Here is a 21,771-nt window from a genome sequence, read left to right as displayed (position 1 = left end):
GAGTCCATTCGCTTGCGGCAGCCCGCAGGCCAATCAGTACGAAGTCACATAGAGCTCGACGCGGCGATTCTGGGCCCGGCCTTCCAGCGTCGCGTTGTCCCCCAAGGGATTGAGTTCGCCACGCCCCGCGGCCACGGCCTGCTCCGGCGTCAAGCCGCGCTTCAGGAAGACGTCCCGGACAAACTCCGCGCGCTTTTGTGACAGCGCCTGGTTGTCAGGGAATTGCTTCGTACGAATCGGTTGGTTATCCGTGTATCCGACGATCTCAACCTTGCCTTGTACGCGCTTTACCTCGTCGGCAACGCGTTCGAGCACGCCGACCATGGGGGCCAGAACGTCGCTGCGCCCCGACACGAACATGGTGTCGCCAGGGAAGGTCACCAGGGTGCGCTTGGGCTCTTCGCGAAGCTTCACCAGACCGCGCGCTATTTCTTCTTTCAGCAACTCAGCCAGATTCAGCCGCGGGCCGGTGTCCGCCACCGCGACCGGCGTGCCCAGCGCCACGGGCGCCTCGCCCGCCACACCCACCTGGGCGATACGCTCCACCACCGCGTCGCGGTGCTCGCTCACCTGATTCAGCGAATAGCCGAATACACTGGCCGATACCAGCAGGGCCAAGGCTGCGCTAAGCCAACCCGGCATCACTCGACGGCTGGTCTGCCGGGCCGGGCCTTCCCCCTGCCAATGCACGGACAACTCGCTGCCGCCGGCGTCGCGCGCGCGGGCGACCAGCGCCGCCAGCCGTTGACGGATCTGCTCCAAGTGCCGATGGCCGTCCGCCACCACGCTATAACGGCCTTCGAAGCCGAGTCCGAGGATGTGGTACAGGACTTCCAGGACGGCCGCATACTCATCCGGATCGCTCGCCATCCTACCGATCAGCAGGAAGAACTTTTCGCCGCCATCGACCTCGCCCTCGAATGCAATCAGCAACCCCTGGGCCGCCCAGACACCACCGGCGCCCCAGACACTGCGGTTGGCCGCTTCATCCAGCGCGGTGCACAGACAGTAGCGGGCAACCGCCACGCTCTTCCATGGCACCTCCGCCTTGTCGCAGATATTCTGGAATACTCCGATTTCCCGCACCAACATTTCACGCAGCGTCATGATCGCGGTCTGGTCGGGCAGGCTCTCTGGCATGGATGCCAGCAATCGCAACAGTGGCCCGGCCGCCTCCAGCAATGGATTGGCAGCCACCTTGACCGCTTCCAGACGGACAGCGAACTCCGCCGCCGTTCCTTCCTCGTCAAGCGCGATCTCCACCTTCGGCGCTTCGCGGCTGGGACTCGGCGCTGCGGCCGGCGCAATGCCTGCCGCCGGCCCCGCCAGAAGGTCAAATGTCCTCGCGTCAAATCCAGGTGCGTTCATCGACTGCGAACTCCCCACAATTCAAGTTTCAGTTCAGGAAAGTGGCCGGCGATATGCAAGGCAAGCCCTCCCTGGCGCGCAATCTGATCCCACAGCGGACCGGATCTCGACAGCTCGAAATAGACATTCCCCGCTGCAAAAGGAATCTGCCGGGGCGGCACCGGCAGCGGCGACAACGTCACCCCTGGCAGGTGCGACCTTATCAACTCGGGCAGCCGCTGCGGATGCGAGATCTTCGTATGCGAAATGAACTGCTGCATCAGGCTGTCCGGCGACATCTGCGCGCTGACCGCCAGCACCAGATTGGCGTAGCCCTGCAGCTCCGAAGGCATTAGCGTCGCCGTCCTCACGCCATGCGCCTGTTCAACCAGCGGAATCGCCTGTGCGCTGCGCACCAGCACCTGGTTCAACAGGCTGTGCACTTCCGCCACCAGCGGCTGAATGCTGCGATACAACTGCGCATGGTCATAGCCGGGCGCCGGCAACGGCCGCCTGGATTGCGGCCTGACATAAGTAGCCAGGTCGCCGGCCAGCATGGCGAGCGTCATGTACAGACGCTCCGGCGCAGTTTCGGACACACGACAGATATGATCGAGAAGAGGATCGTATCGATTCAGGATCTGGAGCAGAAGGTAATCCGATACCTCCGCCGCCGAAGCCACCCCGCCTTGCCCGCTGGAGAGGCGGCTGGACAACGCATCCGCCCGCAGCTTCACCAGGCCCTGCAATTGTTGCGACCACTGCACCAGCAGCGGATTGGCCGCGCATGCGCTCACCGGAGGAATGAACTCGCCGTCATAGAGCGTCACCGAGCCGTCGGACAGGATTGCCTTGACGCGTCCAAGCGCGACCCCGATCCAGGATTGGGTCAGCTCCTTCTCGGACATGAGCCGAAGCCGCAGATGCGCGAGTTGTACGGCTTTTGGCCCCTGACCGATCGCGTTGCTATCCGCCAGCTCCTGGTCGAACGCCTGGTACCGCGCCATTGACCCCTGGTCGACGTCAAACCCGGTTTCGTCGACATCGGGCAGCCGCAGCGGCACTGCAAGATAGATGATTTGATTCAGATGCTCCGGTAACACCGTGAGCGGCGCAGGCGGCGGATTGTGCCCCGGGATATCGAAAGGCGTTCCGTCGGGAAACACCCCCAGCCCCCGTTGCAGCGCGATTTTCCCAAACGAAAGCGCCTCATGGTCAATCTCGTAACGCGAGAAGCCCCAGAAAAACGGCCCCGCCGGCGCGGCGCGTTTGTGGGCGTAGAACTCCAGATACCGTTCCTGCTGCTGGAACAGTTGCGGAATGAGGAACAACCCCTCACTCCACACGACTTTGCTGTACAGACTCATCGGCTTCAATCCGTCTCAGCGATCAGTACGGCATCGGCGCCGACCTTGATTCGAACGCGGATATTCTGGCTGGATGAACCGAACCAGGCTTGCGCCTGTTTCGGCGGCAACATATAGGTCGCGCGCCAAACGGAGTGACCGAGATCGCGGTAACCCGCGATCACGCCCAGCGCCACGGTCTGTCCATCCAGGCGACGCTTTATGACCTTGCGGTCAGACGGGCGCAGCACCAGCTCGTTCGACTCGACCAGGTCGTTTCCCAGGATCTGCCGCGGCTTTGCCTGCAGCGAAAAGTAATCTGCCTCTTCGAACGCGGAGCGGGACTTCAGCTCGAAGACCTGAAGCTGTATAGGCGTGGGCCGGCCCTGGCCATCGGCGTTGACCCGATCATCCGCTTCGATAACGAGCTCCAGGTTCACGGTCTTTTCCTGCGGCTCCTTCTTGCCAGCGCATGAGGTCAACAAGGCGGCGAAGAGGACGCCGCCCAAGATCCGCAGCCACACAAAGCGGTGCGGTGAAAGACGGAATGGATTGTTTCTGTACATGAGATCAACTCGCGCCACCGTCGCAAAGGCCGGGGCGCAACACGTTACCGCGCTGAAATGTGGCGAATCGGGAAGGGCCGGCTGGAAACAGCCAGCCAAGCCCCCCCGGCGTCATCTGCCTTTTGGCAGATCAGGCAGCATTCTTCTTGATATCGAAAGTCGCAGTCACTGCGCCGCCACTGCCGCCCTGGGCGTTCTGGATGATGTACTCCTGCTTCATGCTGGAGAACGACAGGCTGACACGCTCACGCGGACGCGATTCATCTTCCGCCACCCCTTCCGGGCTTACGCGCGTCACCAGAACGTCGTTCATGGTCAGCTTGAGGTATTCCAGCGGATTGCCGCCGGACTTTCGCACCACCAGTTGGGCTTGCTTAATGTGCTTTCCGAGCAGGCAATACTGAACCAGATTGGGCGTCGCGCGATCGATGAAATGCTCGAACGTCAAGTCATCCACCGAGGCCTTGCCGGTGCCGCCGCCAGAGCCCATATGCATATTGGACTGCTGCGACACATTCCAGGACCAGCTCAGGACTTCGATCTCGTTCTTGTGAGTCGAGTCTTCGGCCTCACCTTCGATACCGTCGACCTTGAGGAAAATATCATGTGCCATTTGAAATCCTTACACCATTTGTTATTGCGGAATAACCCGGAGATATTCAGGAGCATTCCGGGTTGCTGCTCCGGCGGACAAGTCCGCCAACCTCAACTTTCTCCAGCCATGCACTCAGGCAGCGGCCTTCACCGACGGCAGCTTTGCGACGAGTCGCAAGGAGACGGTCAGACCCTCCAACTGGAAATGCGGGCGCAGGAAGAATTTCGCCTGGTAGTAACCGGGGTTTCCCTCGACGTCTTCCACCACGACCTCGGCGGCGGCCAGCGGCCGACGTGCCTTGGTTTCCTGCGAACTGTTCGCCGGATCGGCGTCGACGTAGTTCATGACCCACTCGTTCAGCCACGTCTGCATCTCGTCGCGTTCCTTGAAGGAGCCGATCTTGTCGCGCACGATGCACTTCAGGTAGTGCGCGAATCGCGAACATGCGAACAGGTAAGGCAGCCTGGCCGAAAGATTCGCATTGGCAGTCGCGTCGGCGTCGTAGTACTCCGCCGGCTTCTGCAAAGACTGGGCACCGATGAATGCCGCGTAATTGGTGCTCTTGCGATGAATCAGCGGAATGAAGCCATTCTTTGACAACTCGGCCTCGCGCCGGTCCGAAATGGCGATCTCCGTCGGGCACTTCATGTCCACGCCGCCATCGTCCGTGGGGAAAGTGTGACAAGGCAGGTTATCCACCACGCCACCGCTCTCCACACCTCGGATCAGCGTGCACCAGCCGTATTCCTTGAACGAGCGATTGATGTTCACCGCCATGGCGTAGGCCGCGTTGGACCAGACGTACTTGCGGTGATCGGCGCCGTCCGTTGACTCCTCGAAGTCAAACTCGTCGACCGGATTGGTTTTCGCGCCGTAGGGCAGGCGCGACAAGAACCGCGGCATCGCCAGACCGATATAGCGCGCGTCCTCCGAATTGCGCAACGCATTCCAGGGCGCATACTCCAGGTTCTGCGTGAAGATCTTGGTAAGGTCGCGAGGGTTGGCCAACTCTTGCCACGAATCCATCTGCAGCACGGACGGCGCCGCGCCGGTGATGAAGGGCGAATGCGAGGCCGCCGCCACCTTGGCGATCGAACCCAGCATGTCCACGTCATGCGGCGTATGATCAAAGTAGTAGTCAGCCACCAGGCAGCCGTATGGCTCGCCACCCAACTGACCGTACTCCTCCTCGTAGACCTGCTTGAAGAACGGACTCTGATCCCAGGCGAGGCCCTTGTACCGCTTCATCGTCCGGCGCAGGTCTTCCTTGGAGATATCCATGAAGCGGATCTTCAGCTTCTCATCGGTCTCGGTGTTGTTGACCAGATGGTGCAAGCCCCGCCAGGCGCTCTCCAACTGTTGAAACTCCTGGTGATGCAGAATCAGATTGATCTGCTCGGACAGCTTGCGGTCGATCTCGCCAATGATCGCCGCGATGCTCTTGTATGCGTCGTCCGATACCCGCACAACGTTTTGCAATGCCTGCTCGGCGAGCGTCTGCACCGCAAGCTCGACAGCGACACGCGCCTGATCGGTCTTGGGCTTGAACTCGCGCGCGAGCAGGCTGTTGAAGTCGGAATGCTGCGCTACCGCCTGCTCGGCGGCATGGGCTGCTGATTTTTCCTTGACTGCCATGTTTCTCTCTCTAGATTCAGAAGTCTCGAAGCGGCGGGATCATTCGGAAGCTTGCGCTTCGGCGGATGCCGCCGGCTTGGGCTCTTTGGCAAGGGCGCGCAGCAACGCCGGATCGGCGAGCACCTGGTTGATCAGGTTCTCCGCGCCCGCCTTGCCGTCCATATAGGTCTGCAAATTGGCCAGTTGGGTTCTGGCCTCGAGCAGCTTCGCGAGAGGTTCCACCTTGCGTGCGATGGCAGCCGGCGAGAAGTCATCCATGCTTTCGAACGTGATATCGACCATGAGCTGCCCGTCTCCGGTCAGCGTGTTGGGTGCGGCAAAGGCAACCCGCGGCTGAATCGCCTTCATGCGCTCGTCGAAGTTGTCGATGTCGATATTCAGGAATTTGCGCTCACCGACGGGAGGCAGGGCCTGCAGCGGCTTTCCGGAAAGATCCGCAAGCACGCCCATCACAAACGGGAGTTCGACCTTTCGGCCCGACCCGTAGATCTCGACGTCATACTCGATCTGCACGCGCGGCGCGCGATTACGCGCGATGAATTTTTGAGAACTGTTGGAAACCGCCATGAATACTCCGACGCTGGCTTTGGGGTTGGTAGTACGGGATGGCCAGTCGCAACCACCGCTACGGCGGTCTGCCTTGACCATCTTGGGTTGCAGTCTCCCGGAGGCGTCGACCGCCGGGATTTGCCTCCTCAATAGCCTCGCAGCTTAGGCAGCTGCCTCGAACGTCGGAATCAGCGTTGTCCTAAATCTTCCGCTTCGTGCATCGCAAACGCGTAGAGTTGAGAAAGCTCAAGCGCGATACGCTTGTGGCCCTCCGGTCACTCATTCGCGAACGCGTCGCAGGCGAAGCGCGCCGACATCGGCGGCAACAGAGAAATCTCGACGCGCCGGTTCTGCGCCCGGCCGGAGGCTGAGGCGTTATCCGCTCGCGGCTGCGTCGCGCCCTTGCCGACGACTGCGAAGCGCTGTGGCGACGCAGCAGTCATTAGCACAAGTTCGTCGCGCACCGCCTGCGCCCTGGCCACCGACAACGCCAGGTTGTCCTGCGCGGCGCCGGTGGAATCGGTGTGTCCGATAATCTGGACACGCAAGTCGGGATTTGCCTTGAGCAGAACAGCGACAGGTTCCAGCAGCCGCTGCGCCGTGGCCCGTCGCATGCGCGTGTCGCCGGCATCGAAATTCGCCGTACTGTCAATACGCAGCGAGGTCTGGGGCGGCCGGTACGCTGCGACCGCCTGCGCCATCGCCGCGCGGAGGCGGTCGGCACCCGCGGCTTCATGCACCCAGGACTTGACGCCGCCTTGCGCAAGGCGATGATTCAACTCGTTCAGGTCCGCGGTGACCTGCAAAAGCGCATCGCATTTGAGGAGGATCCTGCTCTCGGGTATCTCCGCGTAGCGCCCCAAGACTTCGGAGAACCGCTTCAGATCCTGGTTTACCCGCCAGTAAGGGATCCCCGTGACCAACGCCGCCGACGCCAGGGCGGTAGCGAGCACCAGCCCGCGGCGCAGCCACTTATGCGGCGTGCGCCTTTCCTCCTGGACGGCGGTCCATTCACCGTCTGACTTCTTTCCGGCCACCCGCAGCCCAGGCAAACTGAGCACGCCAGGGCGCGGCGGCGGAAGTTCCAGATGCAGTCCGGTTCTTGCCACCACCCAACGCATCCAGGCGGTCGCATGAGGAACCGTCGTCGTCTCGTCAACCAGCAATAGCCCGGCGAGGAAGAAGGGTGGCGTGTTGGCGACCTCCTCGATTGCGGCCAGCAGGCCCGCGTCGCCGGCCCAGTCCAACACAGAGAACACCAGGCGCTCGCGCAACAGCCCATCCTCGGCAAAGTGCCGGACACTGGAAAGCCTCAGCGTCTGCGCCGCTTGCCGCATGGCCACCCTGCCTTGCGGAAAAGGCGCGTCGGCTGACAGGCTCCGAACCTGTTCGGAAGCCCTTCCGTGTCCCCCGATACACGCATAGACGGCCGCATACGTGGGCACCGGCGGCTGGCCGCCAACTGCGCATCGCGCAATCGCGATCCGCCAGGATTTCCAATCCGATCGCATCACCGCATCGTCGCCGCCGCTGGGCACCAGCGGCAGCAGAACCGCGCAGCCGACGCCATCGCGGGAAGCCTCTCGAACCATGCGGATCAACGCTTCCGGCGTGGCAGCCATCACCCAGGCGACCCCCTCGCTCCAGCGCTTTCGCAGCACTTCACCTGATTGGGTGTCGACCGGCTTTTCAAAGAACAGCGCGGCGCTCGGCCCGCCGACAATCACCATGGCCGGCGACCCTGGCTTGCCAGATTCAGTCATGAGGCACCCGTATGTCGCGAGACGGCAAGGCCCCCGGCGCCGAGACGAGCTTCGAGCTTTCTCTTGAAGGCGGCTGCTTCGGGCGTGCGTCCGAAGAGGCCCGCCGTCAACAGGTAGCGATACCAATGTAGCCACGCGACAGACGCCGAGCTGTCGGCGATCTGCGAACTCAGATCGGCGCGCACCAGCTCCCGGGCATCCGGCTCACCCAGTTGGACGCGGCAAAGCGAGGCGGCGAGCCATTCGTCACCCGCCTCCCGGGTGCAGGCCGCCACCGTCACGTCGTCCAACAGCAACGTGTGAGACAGTCGCAGGCGGCGGGCTTGCGCCGCCGCCACCGCCAGCGCGCGCAGGCCGTCATCGAACTCTTCCATGAGTGCCACACAACGCGCTCGCCACGCATGCGTCGGGCCGATGCCCGCGCTCCACTCCAGAACCGCCAGATGCAGGATGGTCTCGTCGAGAAGACGGGTATAGGCAGCCCCCGTCATGGCATCGCTTTCAACCTTGCGAGCATTCATGGGATATCGATCGTATAAGTCACGTAGGCTTTCACCACCCCTGGGGTGGCGGCCCCCGTTGCGTAGTAGCGGGCGAAGTAAGTCAGATTCTGAACAGCGCCAGAACCCGTGGAAGCGACCGCCTTGACAGTGCTTTTATCTCCCACCCGGATAATGCTGCCATCGGCGTTGAGCAGTTCGATCTGCACCTCGCGCGGCGTGGCCGCCGGCGAAGCATCCAGCAGGTTGAGCCTGCCGCTGGCGTCGACATAAGGCCCCGCTTCAAATGACGCGCGAACCGTGCCAGGCGTTCCCTCACACTCGATCGGAATGTCGAATCTCGTGGCTCCGGCCACGTCGCCCGGCGACCCAAGGGACTGAACAGACATGGTGGGCAGGAACACGTCAATGGAGGCATCCCGAACGTGGCAACTCAGCGGTACATAACGGCCGGAGAACCTGATATGGACATCGTCGGACGCAGCACCGGCGCTGGCGACGAGAAGCACCGCCAGCGCAACCCCGAAGAGCCGGGCGACAACGCCGCGACCGCGGCTGAACACTGCGCTCATGGTTTCTCCCTTACAGCTTGAACCACCGAAGCCTGGGCCGGGGCGCGGCACTCAGCCTGCAGCCGCGAGATGGCGTCGGCCGTCATGGCCCGAGCGGAACGCGCCGCCGGCTGCTTGGCCGGCAATGTGTAGGGCGCCTCACACTGCTCGTGCGGGGCATTTCCCCACTTGACCCGCAAGATACCCTGCTCGGCCATCCCCCTTACCAGCGCAACGCCGCCTTGTCCCACCGTGCCCAGCGCATGTTCGCTCTCGGCCTGATACACCTGCGAGCCGAGCGGCACGGGCTCGCCATCCACGCGGCGCAGGCGCAGCAGCACAGGTTGGCCCTGCTCGGTGCGTATTTCCACCAGAACCACCGAATCCAGCGTCGGCACCACTTCCTCCGCCGTCGCTCCCAGCTCGACGTCCATCCCGAGCTGAGAAGGATCCAGCATCACGTTATTGACTCGATACGGCGACAGAGCGGGAACCAACGCGTAGCCATTGGCATCGATTTTCGCGCCCTGGCCGTTTATCACGCGCGCGCCGGCGGCTCCTTTTGCCTGAACCAGCGCAGCCGCGCGCCCCAAGGACGGGCCCGCCGTTACGCCGCCGCCATGCACAACCAGCGCCCCTCTTGCGCCGAGCGCGAACTGGTTCATGTCGGTGCCGGTCGAGGCACTGGCGTTGTATGTGCCATAAGGCGATCGATAGGTGCCGAAGGCGCCGAGACTGTTGTTCCGACCGGAATCATTGTCCGACGTGGCCGCCGTCAACCCGAATGACACGGGCATGTCCTGTCCTCCAGATCCGCTGGCTGAGGCCTGGACCTGGGAGTTCCCGTTGGATGAGCGGACGACCGTGCTGGACAGCGTGTTGAACCGTGGACCATCGTCGGCCGCGCCCCTGCCCAGCGGGATCGACAGCGTCAACATGATCTGGTTGCTCAAGGACGCGGACTCTCCCGTGCGCAGCCGCTGACCATAAATGGAATAGTTGACCGAGCGGTAGCTGCCGCTGTAACCCACCTGAAACTGGAGGTCGCTGCCGGACTGCTGCGCCCAGTAGTTCTGCCGGCTTCCGGTGACAAAGAAATTCCCTCTGTCGCCGACAGGCTGCGAAATATTGACCTGAAAGCGTTGCTTGACCCGATAGTCATACCAGAACGCGCGTGAATCCTGCCGCCCGGCGCGGGCGTAGATGGCATCGCGCAAGCCATAGAAGTTTGACGTCGAATAGCGGTAGCCGGCCATGGAGAAGCGGGTGCCGGTGCTGGACAGGATATTGGCATAGTTCAGCCGAGTGCTGAATCCCCGATGCGACTCGCTGGCGATGCGTGTGTCGGCTCCGGTCACATCCAACGAGAAGGCGCCGGCTCGGGTATTGATGGCGGAGCCGACCATCAGCGAGGCATAGCCGGAAGCCGCCTGGGATCCCGCATAGGCGGTCAGCCCGTCCGTCAATCCGTACTGATAAGTGGCTTCCGTGACCCAAGGCTCGTCGGAGAACTCGGAATTTCGATACTTGCCCATCCCCACGCTATAGCGGTGAACGCCTGAGCGCAGCAACATCGGGACAGAGGAGAAAGGCACGCTGAACGTGCTTTGGCGACCGTCAGCCTCCAGCACCGACACCTCGAGATCGCCACCATAGCCGGACGCAGGCAGGTCAGACAGTTCAAATGGCCCGGCCGGCACGTTCTCTTCATAGATGACACGTCCGGCCTGCCGCACCGTGACAACCGCGTTGGTGTCGGCCAGGCCGCGCACCACCGGCGCATAACTGCGCATCGAGTCCGGCAACATCCGGTCATCGCTGAATAGCCGCACGCCGCGCAACGCGAACGTGTCGAACAGCTCTCCGCTGGTGTAGCTGTCGCCCAACAGCACTTGGCTGCGCCAGGGGCTGATGCCGCGCTGCGCATAGGATTCCAGGCTGTTCCAACTGGACGAGCCGTTGTTCGACCAATTCTTGGTCGACCGTTGCCGCAAGCGCCAGCCGCCGAGATTCAGGCCCGAGGTCAACCCAAGATAGAGGTTGTTGAACTGCCGCCCGCCATGCCGAGGATTGCTGGTATAGCCATTCAGGCTGTAATCGACCAGGCCCGCGGTGATGCCATCGTTCCAGCGAACCGGATCCACCCAGCCCCGGCTCGGCGTGTGCACGTAGGCCTGCGGCACCGTCAGTTCCAAAACCAGTTCGCCGAGATCCATCATGGCGTATGCCTGGGGTATCTGTGCGCTCAGCGCGAGACAGCCTGTTGAATCGCCAGCCTGCGTGTCGCGTGGAGAGGCGGCATCCGCCTGCGCGAGCTCCCCGCCCGCGCGTGACAGGGATATCCCCATTTGGTCGAGGTCGGCGCGGGAAAAGCACGGTTCGGTGCGGCTGCCATCAACGGCGACATAGCGCACATCACGTCTGCCCACTCGCTGGCCGTTGACTTTGACGTCAACCGAGTAGACGCCCGGCAGAACCACATTGCCTTGATTGAACCGGCTGAGATCGACCGCAGGCCCCATCAGGAAGCGGGAATCGAACTCTACATCCGCCGGTTGCGCCTGCCCGGCAGCCTGCGCCGTCGCATCGCCGATCGGCGCCACCAAGCAAACCACCAGCAGCGCGCGTTGCAGGGAACATTTTCCCCCGAGGCGCCAGCCGTCCGGTGCACTCAGCCTGCCGGCAGGACTCTTCCCAATTTCTCCACCTAGCGACATCATCGTACCTTTGAAGCCTATGGCCTACCTTGGAGTACTGCCTGATTCACCACCTCGGCGCCGTAGTCGTTGATGATGCCGTATCGGATATGGCCGGGGAGCAGCGCTTCGCCGCCCTCCACCTTCTCCGTGGAGCGCGGCAGATCAAGCGATGCGAACGGCGCCACCATGCCCTGGGCGTATGCGCTCTTGACGCCCGCGACGTTGGCCACAAGACGACTAAAGGAAAGATAGTAAGGAGTGGGGTTATGCACCCGCAGCGCCCCTTGGGCGCCTGCCTCCCACGTCAGCGCCTTGGCCGCTTCCTCCGGGGGAACAACCAGCCCCTGCGGACGCAGAAAGAGCTTCAGGCGCGTGCGCACGGCCAACTGCATGAAGTTCTCGTCCACCTTTCTATCCGGCTTGGGCGGAACCTCCAGCACATTCAGATAGAACAACGTCTCCCTGTCCTGCTGTTGATCCCCGCCGGTATAAATGATGCGCAAGGTCTGCCCTCTCTGTGGCTCGACCCGGGACATAGGCGGTGAAATGACAAACGGCACGTCAAGCCGTCCCGGCGATTCGTTCACCGAGCCATCGTCGATCCACGATTGCACTAGCACCGGTTTTCTATCGATGTTGCGCAAGCGTACGTTGACCTCGCGATCTCCCATCGAGTAGACGACTCGGGTTCCAGTGATAACGACACCCGCCTGGGCAAACAGCGGGACACAGACCAGCAGCGCGGCAGCGAACGCCCGGGAAACAGCGACAAGCACATTAGCCCCTGATGAAAAGAAAGATCCTCCGTTGCCGAAGGCATACCCCTCGGCAACGCCTAAGAATGGCTCAAGCCGGAATCACGGGTAGGCCAGCGTGAACTCGGCGTATGTCTGCACGGTGCCGGGAGTCGTCGCGCCCAGGGCAAAGTACTGGCCGCCATAGGTCATCGTCGCGCCGCGCGAAGCGCCGGTACCGGTCACCGCAAACGCCCTTCCGGTCGACCCCACCTTGAGCTCGGAACCATCGGCCTCCACCAATTGGACGGTCACCTGCGTGGCCGCATTCGGGCCGGAGGCCAGATTCTTCAGGGTGAAATGGCCTGGCTCCATATTGGTCATTTCAAAGTGCGCAGCCACCTGATTGATGGAACTGGGACAGTTGTCGACGTGAATCTGGAAAGGCGTCGAACCGGCCGTATCATTGGCCGCGCTGAGCGACTGCGTCGAGACGGTCGGCAGCGTGACGGTCTGGTTCTCCGAACCGGACATAACCGCACACGTATCGACAATGAGCTTGCCATTGAAGTTGACTTTGCCTTGAGTGACCGTCTGGGCCTGCGCGGACAAAGCGCCACCCGCCATCAGCGTAAATAACGCCAGGCGAAGAGCATTGATTTTCATCTTGCTTTCCTTGACTGAGAGCTTCGGATTAGAGAGAAAGAACAGGAACTACGCGCATTCCTATACGACCGGAAAACGCCTCTATGAGTTTAGGAACCCCGCTGCGGGCTTGACATCAGCGTCGTCCGACGGGACGCCTTATATTTGTCCCGGCCGCCACCATCGCGGCATCAGGCCGCCAAGCCATGGGAGATTCCGTAGCGCACCAGCTCGATGTCCGATGTCACGTCGAGCTTCTTCATCGCTGAACGTTTCTGCGCACTCACGGTCTGCTTGCTGCGCCCGAACTTGGCAGCTATCTCGCCAACCGACATGCCGGACAGGAACAGGCGAACGACCTCCACCTCGCAACGCGTTAGCGCGCGTAAGCGCTCCGCCGCATCGCCGTCGGATGGCACCGACAAGGCGCCGATGATCCGAGGCGAGAAGTATGAGTCGCCGCGCCACACCGTATGCAGGGCATGGCGCAAGTGCTCGGACCGATCGCATTTGCTGACGATGCCCCGCACCCCCTGGCGCTCCAGCGCCTGCAGGACAATCGGGCTATCGATGCCCGTAAGAACGATCAGTTTGATCGCCGGATGCCGTTCCTGAATCAGCGCCAGCATTGAAAGGCCATCGCCGAAATGCCTCCCTGACATCACGTAGTCGCAGATCAGGACATCGCATTCGTTCTGCCTCAGGACATCGAACAGCCCGGTCGAGTCATACGCGTATCCCACCACCTGTGCAGCGTCAACATCGGATAGTTCGATCTTCACACCCTTGACACAGACAGGGTGCCCATCCGCCACGACAATACGGATGAGTTTTCGCACGGCCACCTCTCCTCAATTTCCGTCAGCTAGGCTCAATGAAAAAGCGAGCGCGCGCTCGGGCGGAGATTCCGGATCCGCCAGAGCGATACTCACGCGCTGCAGCACCTTGCGCTCGGACATCGCATCCATCCACACACTCGCGATCTCCGGCAAGATGTGCTGCTCCAGGAATCCTATCAACGCACGGGCTCCGGTTTGATCGACGCGGCAAGCAGCCACCACGTAGTCCACGACATCCTGGCCATACTCCAACTGCGAATGCAGCGTGTCCGACATCCGTTGCCCGACCCGATCCAGATGCAGCCGCACGATGCTGGAAAGCGCGTCGGCGCGCAACGGCGCGTATGGCACCACGGTCAACCGCCCCAACAGAGCCGCCGGGAAGCGGGTCAGCAACTCCGGTTCCACCGCCTGGCGCAGGCCATCGAGACTCACAGGCGCGAGATCGTCTCCGCACAAAGTTGAAATCAGTTCACTTCCAACGTTAGTCGTCAACAGGATGATGGTGTTGCGAAAGTCGATATATCGTCCGTCGCCGTCCTCCATGTGCCCCTTGTCGAAGACCTGAAAGAACAGTTCGTGCACGTCGCTATGCGCCTTCTCCACCTCGTCCAGAAGAATGACGGAGTACGGCCGGCGGCGCACGGCTTCCGTCAGAACGCCGCCCTCGCCGTAGCCCACGTATCCAGGCGGCGCGCCGCGCAGGCCGGACACCGTGTGCGACTCCTGGTACTCGCTGAGATTGATGGATATCAGGTTCTGCTCTCCGCCATACAAGGCTTCTGCCAACGCCAGCGCCGTCTCCGTCTTGCCAACGCCGGAAGGCCCTGCGAGCAGGAAAACGCCCTGTGGCTTGTTCGGGTCCGACAGACCTGCCCGCGCCGTGCGCACGCGCTGCACAATGCGCTCTATCGGCTCGTCCTGTCCGATCACGCGACGCCGCAGCGCATCCTGGAGGCTGCGCAATGCGGTGATCTCATCGGTCAGCATGCGCCCCACAGGTATACCCGTCCAGTCCGCCATGATCTCGGCCACCGCGGCCTCGCCCACCTCCGGGTGAACCAACGGCGCCTCGCCTTGCGTCACATGCAGGGCCTTCGCGGCGTCTCGCAGCTCGGCCGACGCATCCGTGCCGAACGCCTCGTCCCCCCCGCCTTCTAGGGCGGCCTTGCGCCGCTCCACCAGCGCCTGCACCTGCTCGCTCTGACGGCGCCATCTGAGTTCAATCTCCGCCTTCTCCTGGCGCAGCTTCTCCATCTGCACGTCGACTTCCGCCAGCTCGACAGGCATCCTCAGGCCGACCTTCACTTCCGCCTGCATAAGGTCGCGCAGCGCCTCGCAGGCGAGAATGCGCTGTTCCACATGCTCCAGAACTTTAGGCGGCGCATTCTGTGACAGGGCCACCCGGGCGCAGGCCGTATCGAGCAGACTGATCGCTTTATCCGGAAGCTGGCGCGTCGGCAAATAGCGCTGAGACAGCGTCACCGCGGCGCGCACGGCCTCATCGCGAACCAGGACGCCATGATGACGCGCAAAGCTTGGCACCAGCCCGCGCACCATCGCCGCTGCCTGTTCTGTCTTGGGTTCGGCCACTTGCAGCATGTGAAAGCGTCGCGTCAGCGCGGGATCTTTCTCAATGTAGCGCTTGTACTCTGCCCACGTCGTCGCGCCGATCACCCGCAAATCGCCGCGCGCCAGCATCGGCTTGAGCAAATTGGCGGCATCACCGGTGCCGGCCTGGCCGCCGGCGCCTATCAGCGTGTGCATTTCGTCGATGAACAGAATGGTCATGGCGCTGGATCGCCTGGCCGCGTCGAGCAGCCCCTTCAAGCGCGACTCGAACTCCCCTTTGACGCTGGCTCCCGCCAACATGGCGCCGATATCGACGTTAAGGACACGCGCGCCGCACAAAATCGGCGGCACGCGCTCCTGCGCAATCGCCAGCGCCAGCCCCTCCACGACAGCGGTTTTGCCCACTCCCGCCTCGCCGGTAAGCAGCGGATTGTTCTGCCGGCGACGCATCAGCACGTCGACCATCGCGCGGATCTCGGTCTCGCGGCTCAACACGGGATCCAGGCCGCCGTCGCGTGCTCTGGCCGTGAGATCCGTACAGAACTTTCGCAGCGGATCATCGTCGGACTTCGCGCCATCATCGGCGTCTTTTCCCGCCTCGCTGTCCACGCCTTCAGGCGAGCCCAGGATCCAAGCGCGCAACGGATCAGCCAGGTCTTCCATCGGTATCTTGCGGAACTCCGGCGAGATACCCAGCAGCACTCGGCGCAGCTCCGCATCCGTGGCCAACGCATGGATCAGCCATGCGCCACGAATGCGCGTGTCGGAAAACTGCAGCGTCGCGCTTATCCAGGCTCGTTCGACCGCGAGTTCGACCTGATACGAGAAGTCACTGACCGATCCCGCTCCTCCCGGCAACGAAGAAAGTGATTCACGCAGGTGCAGCGCGATCACCTCCCCATCCGCCCCGACGTGCCGCAGTATCCGCTGCAGGTCTCCATCTGATTGGTTCAAGAGTTGGTGCAGCCAATGCGCGACTTCCACATAGGGATTGCCTCGCAACTTACAGAACGCCGTTGCAGATTCCAGACTTTGGAACATGCGTTGGTTGAGTTTTCCAAAAAGGACACGCCGGAGAATTGTCATCTGCTTCAGGGGTAAGTACCGCGTAAATGCACGACAGCCTATCCAGTATGCGCAATACGAACAATCAGACTGGACTGAAGCCGCCCTTTCGCGACATGAGACTGATCAAGCAACCTCTCACTCTTGATCCTTCGCAAACGGCACGATTTTGGCGCCCTCCGGTGGGCGGACGGGAGGGATATTTAGCGAAAGTCCTATTCTCATGCTCCGTGGAAACGCCAACAATCGCCGCATCACTTTCTCAACCAACGCCGCCCCGACTTCACATGGCGCGGCTGCAGCTTCCCCACATCGCATAACCCATGTATCCAAATCGCCTCAAGCTCGCCATTCTCGATAGTCACCCATTGATACTGAAGGGACTCAAATCCATCTTCGAGAGCTGCCCAGACATCGAAGTCGAAGGCACGTTTGAAGATTCGGACGAACTGCTCGAAAGCATGGATGAACGCCATTACGATGTCATCATCGCTGAGTACTTTCTTGAGCAGGGGGATCTTGGTGGCGCTGAGCTGATACCCGTCCTGATACAGCGGCAGCCGCGTGCGAGAATCTTGGTTTTCTCCGCCTCGCAAGACCCCGGCATCGTCGCGCTGGCCCTGCGGCTTGGCGCTCACGGCTATGTCAACAAGCAGGCTCGCGATGAGATCATCGTGCGGGCGTTGCGGCGGGTACACGCGGGCAACCGCTACATCGATCCAACCCTCCAGCACTTGCTGCCAGAAAGCCTGGCACCTATCGCATCTCACATCGCCCGCGGCGAGAATTCGGAGTCGAGGATACGTGCATTGCTGCACAGTGCCGAGTTGTCACCCAGCGAGTACTCCGTACTGCACAACTTCGTGGCCGGCGCCAACGTCATGGAAATCGCGGCCCGCTTGTGCAAGAGCCCGAAAACCATCAGCAGCCAGAAAGCGGCCGCGTTCCGAAAGCTCGGCGTGACGACAGACAACGGTCTGTACCGGCTGGTTGGCAAGACCGTCGATACCACCTCCCATAGCCGCACGGCGACAAAGAACTGCCCGCGCATAGGACGGTGCTGATGGGTAAGCCACTCCCCGCTCGATAAGCTCTTGATTCCCGCTGTCGCCCCCAACCGAGCACGACGCGCGGGCATACAAAGTGGAATGATGATGGAGATTTATCTCGCTGGTCCGGCGTGCGCCGACGTGCGCTCCGGAGGTAATAGCTGATGCGCTTGATACCGGAATACACTGGCGATGAGGCCGGCTTCGAATGGCATGGCGCGCCTGCCATCCCGGACTTTCAGTTTCAGATCAGAACGCCAGGACTGCCTCTCGGCGCCGAGCCGGTGATCGATGAAGAGCTCAACTGCATCATAGGTTATGAGCGGACACTAGGCGGCGTCACGCATCTCTATGACTTGCAGGGCGACCTGGTTTCCATCAGCGAATTGCCGCTCGAATCGCCGCTGCTGGATCCGCTGGACATCGCGCTGGCGGGATACGGATTGTTGCGGCTCGGCGGCAGCGCGCTCTTCAAGAGCGGCGCCAGCGTCGGCATCAGACGCGCGGTTGGCAACCTGGCCATCAGCGGGCTACGCACGCGCTTTGCGGCATTGACCCGACAGCCGCTGAAGTTCGCGGCCGCGCCGCTCGCGCATATGAGTGAACCGGGACGCTATGTGCCGCATCATATTCTCAAGTTGGCGATCCGGTACGGAAAACGGGTGGCCGATCCTCTCGGCCACGCCGGTGTGTTTCAATACACCATCAAGATGACCAAGAATGGCAAACCCTATTTGCTCGAGGTAGTCGTGCGCGAGCGTGACTTCACCATCCTGCACTTTCTTTACAAGAGCTGACATGACCTCGATCCAGGTTCGCGTGGAACCTGCGCCCTGCCTGGCCCAGGCCCATTCGGACTGGGACAGTGAGGGCCATAGCCTGTCCTGCCGTGTCGTCTATCCGCCGCGCGCTCCCGAGCCCCCGTCCCTGGCGGGAATTCTCGATCTGCGCTTCGGGTTGACGCCGCAGCCGCTCTACATCGTCAGCGGCACCTTCACCCTGACCCTGGATGCCACGCGGCGATTCGAGTCCATTGACGGCTACGACAACCCGCTGCGCTGGCAGCAATCCTTGCTCGAGCCGGTGGACGGCGCAGCGGCCGTGGCCTATCTCGATGCCGCCTTCGACTCCTCGGGGCACTTCACGGAGCCACAGACGCCCGTCGCGCACTATGACCGCACAGCGGCTAGGCTGCGTCTGATATGGGCGCCTGCGTCGCGCTGGCATCGCATCAGTCGAGAGTTTGCGCTCGGAGTCGATGAGTTGGGCTGGCTCACACAGATTGACCTTCAAGATCTGCGTGTCCCCGCCCTTGGGTGAAGGTTAGCGCGTCTCTCTCCAGCCCGTGCTGCCCTCGAGGCCATCTCCGTCGCTGGCATTGGGGCGGCGTCGTTCGAGTATCGTAGCGAGCGCGTCTTCCAGAACCTCGAGCGTCGGCTTCGCGGCGTCCATAGTAGAAGACTCACATAGCTTTCCGTGTGTTTTAGCCGCCTTTTCCGCAATTTCATGCAGACCATAGACAGCCAGCAGACCGCGCAGTTTGTGCAGTTCAGCCAGAATCCGCGGCACATCGCCTCCCTGCCTGGCTTCACGCAAGGCATTCAGCGACGCTCGACAGGACTCCATGAAGAGCGGCTTGAGCGCTTCGACCATCGCGCTCTCCCCGGACGCCGCCGGTTCGTCGGGTCGCGCCTGATCAAGCAACTCGACTCCCGTGGCCGCCGCTAACGCCGCGCCCAGCTTCGTCAACAACAGCGGCTTTTCCAGTACCTGCGCGAACCCTTCTTTCTCGCAACGCAGGCGTTCCTGCGTCGTAACGTGCGCGGTCATGGCGATGACGATCAGCCCGGGCAACGCCTGGCTCGCCCTTTTCTTTAGCAGATGGCCGTCCATCACGGGCATGGTCAGGTCGGTCAGCAGAACATCGAAGTGATCCTCTCGCAGCGCCAGCAGAGCGGTTTCACCGTTGGCCATGGCGGTGCCATCGCAACCAAGCATTCGCAATTGCTCGAGCAGCAAGGATCTATTGACGTCGCAGTCTTCCGCCACTAGAACCTTCAACCTCTTTGCAAGTAACGGCCTGCGCATTTCTGACCGCGAAAGCGGCGCGTCCAGGAGAACATGACGTAACGCAAGCGCCAGCGTCTTCAACCCATAGGTGGATATCACCAACACTCGACTTCGTTCCACGAACTCGGCCGGGCCGTCTTCCATGCTGTCAATCACCCAGGCGGATTCCTCTACGAGCTGGTTCTCGGCCTGCGCCGACCATGGCCTGTGCCCGCCCCACAGGATCAGGACGGAAGCGTCCGCCATGGCGTTACCCGCGACGTCGGCCGGATCTGCGTGGGCGCTGACCTGCAAACCCCAAGCTCGCAAGCAACGTGAAATACAATCCCGCCACGCATCGGAAGCCGCCAGCAGCACCACCTTCTCGCCTTCAAAACAGGGCACGCAATCGACACGCGGCGCGCGTCCCAGCGGCAAGCGCAACGTAAACGTGCTCCCTTGCCACAGCGCGGTTCTTACCGAGATCGTGCCGCCCATCGCCTGGGCGAGCCGCTGGCACAGCGCCAAACCAAGTCCAGTCCCGCCGAAGCGCCGGCTGATGGTCGGATCAGATTGGCTGAAGGCGCGGAATAATCGGGCGCGCTGCTCAGGGGACATGCCGATGCCCGTATCCGTCACCGACACCCCAAGCGCCGCATCCTGTTCGTCGACCCACATCTTCAACACCACGCCGCCCCGGTCGGTGAACTTGACGGCGTTCGAAATCAGGTTCTGAATGATCTGGCCCAGCCGCGTGGGATCTCCGCGCACCGGCAGGCTGACTACGTCACCCAGATCCGCCACCAGGCTGAGGCCTTTTGACTGCGCCACCGGCGCGAAGATACTCAATGCGCGAACGGCCACTTCGTGGGCGTCATACTCCAGAGACTCCAGGGTCAGCTCGCCTGCTTCTATCTTGGAGAAGTCGAGTACGTCACCGACGATCGTCAACAGGCCGTTAGAAGAACCCCTGATGGTATTGAGCCGGCCCTTTTGCTCACTGTTCAGCGGCGAATGGGCCAGCAGTTCCAGATTTCCCAGAATGGCGTTCAAAGGTGTCCGTATTTCATGGCTCATCGCCGCCAGGAATGCCGACTTGGCGGCGTTAGCCATGTCCGCGGCCCTTCTGGCCTTGCGGAGCTGGCGCTCGACCCGCCGCTTAGCGGTAACGTCCGTGAAGGCCGTGACCAGCACATCGTTTCCCTGATACCGGGCCGCCACCATGCTCACCGACAGCACGACGTTCGCTCCGTCTTTCGTCTCGAACCGAAGATCTTCATTGACTACCCGGCGTGACTGTCTATGGCCGCCGCTAAAGCGTTCTCTGTGCAGCCTGACACAGGCCTGCGGAAGCGCATTTTCATTGGGAGCGATACGCAGCGTGATCGCACTCATGGCGGGACTGCGAAGCAGCGGCCGACCCGATTCCGCCGCGATCAGGCCAAGCCCGACCGGCGCGGTGTCGATCAGGATACGGCTCAGGTTTTCGCTCTCGTAGACCCGCCTGGCCCACTCCATTAGCGGTCGGAACGCCCGTAGCTTCAGCGAGATGAGCAACAGCCAGATCATGATCACCGTTGGCAGAGTCAGCATGATATCGACACCGATGTGCTCATTCGCTCCGGCGACGATGCTCCGCCAGCCATAGACCATCACCAACGTATGCTCAGTCTGCGGCAGCCTTTGAAAAATCGCCCACATGCCATCCTGGGACGCTTCCTGCTCGCGTATCTCGGCCTTCCCGACGACGAGACGCAGAATCTCCGTGAATTGATCGCCACCCTGATCGCAGCAGTCGCCCGCGGACGCGAGAATTTGGCCATCCGCTGACAGCAACAGGGCCATTCCGTGAGTACCACTGACAAGGAAGGGATCTCTCAATGCTGTCAGGCCATATCGAGAAACCAGATCACGGCCGAGGGCAAACGCTCGCCGTTGCGTCTCCATGCAGGCGCCGATGCCCACTTTGACGCCCATGGCGAGAATGAAAAACGCAACCAAGGTGGTTATCAGTCCCCCACCATACAGCAGCTTTTGTTGATTTTTCCGAATCCTGCGCAGAGTTTTGAGGTCTGGATGTAGCACGACATACGACAAGTGAGGCAGGATCCGAAAACCGGTCCTGATCCATAAATTCTGCGAAGTATGAATTGGGACAAGCCCGGTTCGAATCGAATCCGGACATTTGCGTACTTGTCCCAACCCTTGGAGCGGAAATTTCGTACAAGAACGACTATCCACCGCATGCATGACCCCCCCCCCCCGGG

Annotated in this window: 18 protein-coding genes; 3 read left to right on the top strand and 15 right to left on the bottom strand. The window is 61.9% G+C overall.

Annotated features, from left to right (window positions below; translation table 11 throughout):
• Positions 1–33 precede the first annotated feature (33 nt).
• The 14 genes from tssL to tssH form a co-directional block, all read right to left on the bottom strand.
• Positions 34–1,368: a type VI secretion system protein TssL, long form gene (gene tssL / locus ACN6O8_RS14345; RefSeq protein ID WP_427991692.1), complete on the bottom strand. Its 1,335-nt coding sequence runs from the start codon at positions 1,366–1,368 to the stop codon at positions 34–36.
• Entirely contained in the window at positions 1,365–2,714 is a 1,350-nt protein-coding gene (tssK, locus tag ACN6O8_RS14340) for a type VI secretion system baseplate subunit TssK (RefSeq protein ID WP_427991691.1), read from the bottom strand. The genes tssL and tssK overlap by 4 nt, the downstream gene beginning before the upstream one ends.
• A gap of 5 nt (positions 2,715–2,719) precedes the next feature.
• Positions 2,720–3,259, bottom strand: coding sequence for a type VI secretion system lipoprotein TssJ (gene tssJ / locus ACN6O8_RS14335; protein ID WP_427991690.1), 540 nt, complete (start codon positions 3,257–3,259; stop codon positions 2,720–2,722).
• 130 nt (positions 3,260–3,389) lie between these two features.
• Positions 3,390–3,872, bottom strand: a complete 483-nt coding sequence (locus ACN6O8_RS14330) for an Hcp family type VI secretion system effector (protein ID WP_427991689.1) — start codon at positions 3,870–3,872, stop codon at positions 3,390–3,392.
• A gap of 114 nt (positions 3,873–3,986) precedes the next feature.
• Complete coding sequence (gene tssC / locus ACN6O8_RS14325) at positions 3,987–5,489, bottom strand: type VI secretion system contractile sheath large subunit (RefSeq protein WP_427991688.1); 1,503 nt, start codon at positions 5,487–5,489, stop codon at positions 3,987–3,989.
• A 39-nt stretch (positions 5,490–5,528) separates the two neighbouring features.
• Complete coding sequence (gene tssB, locus ACN6O8_RS14320) at positions 5,529–6,056, bottom strand: type VI secretion system contractile sheath small subunit (protein ID WP_427991687.1); 528 nt, start codon at positions 6,054–6,056, stop codon at positions 5,529–5,531.
• Positions 6,057–6,313: 257 nt separating this feature from the next.
• Entirely contained in the window at positions 6,314–7,801 is a 1,488-nt protein-coding gene (locus ACN6O8_RS14315; protein ID WP_427991686.1) for an OmpA family protein, read from the bottom strand.
• The gene (locus ACN6O8_RS14310; RefSeq protein WP_427991685.1) at positions 7,798–8,322 is read right to left on the bottom strand and encodes a DotU family type IV/VI secretion system protein; all 525 of its coding nucleotides are present in this window, start codon (positions 8,320–8,322) and stop codon (positions 7,798–7,800) included. The genes ACN6O8_RS14315 and ACN6O8_RS14310 overlap by 4 nt, the downstream gene beginning before the upstream one ends.
• Positions 8,319–8,873 carry a fimbrial protein gene (locus ACN6O8_RS14305; RefSeq protein WP_427991684.1) on the bottom strand — a complete coding sequence of 185 codons (555 nt, stop codon included), beginning with the start codon at positions 8,871–8,873 and terminating at the stop codon, positions 8,319–8,321. Before ACN6O8_RS14305 ends, ACN6O8_RS14310 begins: the two co-directional genes overlap by 4 nt.
• Positions 8,870–11,455 carry a fimbria/pilus outer membrane usher protein gene (locus ACN6O8_RS14300; protein WP_427991935.1) on the bottom strand — a complete coding sequence of 862 codons (2,586 nt, stop codon included), beginning with the start codon at positions 11,453–11,455 and terminating at the stop codon, positions 8,870–8,872. Before ACN6O8_RS14300 ends, ACN6O8_RS14305 begins: the two co-directional genes overlap by 4 nt.
• A 131-nt stretch (positions 11,456–11,586) precedes the next feature.
• Positions 11,587–12,327, bottom strand: a complete 741-nt coding sequence (locus tag ACN6O8_RS14295) for a fimbrial biogenesis chaperone (RefSeq protein ID WP_427991683.1) — start codon at positions 12,325–12,327, stop codon at positions 11,587–11,589.
• A gap of 81 nt (positions 12,328–12,408) precedes the next feature.
• Positions 12,409–12,951 (bottom strand): fimbrial protein, encoded by a 543-nt coding sequence (locus tag ACN6O8_RS14290; RefSeq protein ID WP_427991682.1) that lies wholly within the window; start codon positions 12,949–12,951, stop codon positions 12,409–12,411.
• Positions 12,952–13,121: 170 nt separating this feature from the next.
• Positions 13,122–13,769: a response regulator gene (locus ACN6O8_RS14285; RefSeq protein WP_427991681.1), complete on the bottom strand. Its 648-nt coding sequence runs from the start codon at positions 13,767–13,769 to the stop codon at positions 13,122–13,124.
• A 12-nt stretch (positions 13,770–13,781) separates the two neighbouring features.
• Positions 13,782–16,427: a type VI secretion system ATPase TssH gene (tssH, locus tag ACN6O8_RS14280; RefSeq protein ID WP_427991680.1), complete on the bottom strand. Its 2,646-nt coding sequence runs from the start codon at positions 16,425–16,427 to the stop codon at positions 13,782–13,784.
• A 302-nt stretch (positions 16,428–16,729) separates the two neighbouring features.
• On the opposite strand from tssH, the gene ACN6O8_RS14275 reads away from it, so the two are divergent.
• The 3 genes from ACN6O8_RS14275 to ACN6O8_RS14265 all read left to right on the top strand — a co-directional run bounded on the left by ACN6O8_RS14275 (position 16,730) and on the right by ACN6O8_RS14265 (position 18,775).
• Positions 16,730–17,470: a response regulator transcription factor gene (locus tag ACN6O8_RS14275; protein ID WP_427991679.1), complete on the top strand. Its 741-nt coding sequence runs from the start codon at positions 16,730–16,732 to the stop codon at positions 17,468–17,470.
• Between the two features lie 149 nt (positions 17,471–17,619).
• Complete coding sequence (locus ACN6O8_RS14270; protein ID WP_427991678.1) at positions 17,620–18,252, top strand: hypothetical protein; 633 nt, start codon at positions 17,620–17,622, stop codon at positions 18,250–18,252.
• Position 18,253: 1 nt separating this feature from the next.
• Positions 18,254–18,775, top strand: a complete 522-nt coding sequence (locus tag ACN6O8_RS14265) for a hypothetical protein (protein ID WP_427991677.1) — start codon at positions 18,254–18,256, stop codon at positions 18,773–18,775.
• A gap of 3 nt (positions 18,776–18,778) precedes the next feature.
• On the opposite strand, the gene ACN6O8_RS14260 is transcribed toward ACN6O8_RS14265, so the two are convergent.
• Positions 18,779–21,601, bottom strand: a complete 2,823-nt coding sequence (locus ACN6O8_RS14260) for an ATP-binding protein (protein ID WP_427991676.1) — start codon at positions 21,599–21,601, stop codon at positions 18,779–18,781.
• Between the last annotated feature and the right edge of the window lie 170 nt (positions 21,602–21,771).

This window comes from Achromobacter sp. (assembly GCF_050285565.1).
Lineage (GTDB): Bacteria > Pseudomonadota > Gammaproteobacteria > Burkholderiales > Burkholderiaceae_B > Achromobacter.
The sequence above is the reverse complement of the archived record's forward strand: the minus strand, read 5'-3'. Positions and strand labels throughout refer to the sequence as shown.

Excerpts from the sequence above, each read along its gene's own strand:
- tssL (WP_427991692.1), bottom strand. The coding sequence starts at position 1,368 with ATGAACGCACCTGGATTTGACGCGAGGACATTTGACCTTCTGGCGGGG.
- tssK (WP_427991691.1), bottom strand. The coding sequence starts at position 2,714 with ATGAGTCTGTACAGCAAAGTCGTGTGGAGTGAGGGGTTGTTCCTCATT.
- tssJ (WP_427991690.1), bottom strand. The coding sequence starts at position 3,259 with ATGTACAGAAACAATCCATTCCGTCTTTCACCGCACCGCTTTGTGTGG.
- ACN6O8_RS14330 (WP_427991689.1), bottom strand. The coding sequence starts at position 3,872 with ATGGCACATGATATTTTCCTCAAGGTCGACGGTATCGAAGGTGAGGCC.
- tssC (WP_427991688.1), bottom strand. The coding sequence starts at position 5,489 with ATGGCAGTCAAGGAAAAATCAGCAGCCCATGCCGCCGAGCAGGCGGTA.
- tssB (WP_427991687.1), bottom strand. The coding sequence starts at position 6,056 with ATGGCGGTTTCCAACAGTTCTCAAAAATTCATCGCGCGTAATCGCGCG.
- ACN6O8_RS14315 (WP_427991686.1), bottom strand. The coding sequence starts at position 7,801 with ATGACTGAATCTGGCAAGCCAGGGTCGCCGGCCATGGTGATTGTCGGC.
- ACN6O8_RS14310 (WP_427991685.1), bottom strand. The coding sequence starts at position 8,322 with ATGAATGCTCGCAAGGTTGAAAGCGATGCCATGACGGGGGCTGCCTAT.
- ACN6O8_RS14305 (WP_427991684.1), bottom strand. The coding sequence starts at position 8,873 with ATGAGCGCAGTGTTCAGCCGCGGTCGCGGCGTTGTCGCCCGGCTCTTC.
- ACN6O8_RS14290 (WP_427991682.1), bottom strand. The coding sequence starts at position 12,951 with ATGAAAATCAATGCTCTTCGCCTGGCGTTATTTACGCTGATGGCGGGT.
- tssH (WP_427991680.1), bottom strand. The coding sequence starts at position 16,427 with ATGACAATTCTCCGGCGTGTCCTTTTTGGAAAACTCAACCAACGCATG.
- ACN6O8_RS14275 (WP_427991679.1), top strand. The coding sequence starts at position 16,730 with ATGTATCCAAATCGCCTCAAGCTCGCCATTCTCGATAGTCACCCATTG.
- ACN6O8_RS14270 (WP_427991678.1), top strand. The coding sequence starts at position 17,620 with ATGCGCTTGATACCGGAATACACTGGCGATGAGGCCGGCTTCGAATGG.
- ACN6O8_RS14265 (WP_427991677.1), top strand. The coding sequence starts at position 18,254 with ATGACCTCGATCCAGGTTCGCGTGGAACCTGCGCCCTGCCTGGCCCAG.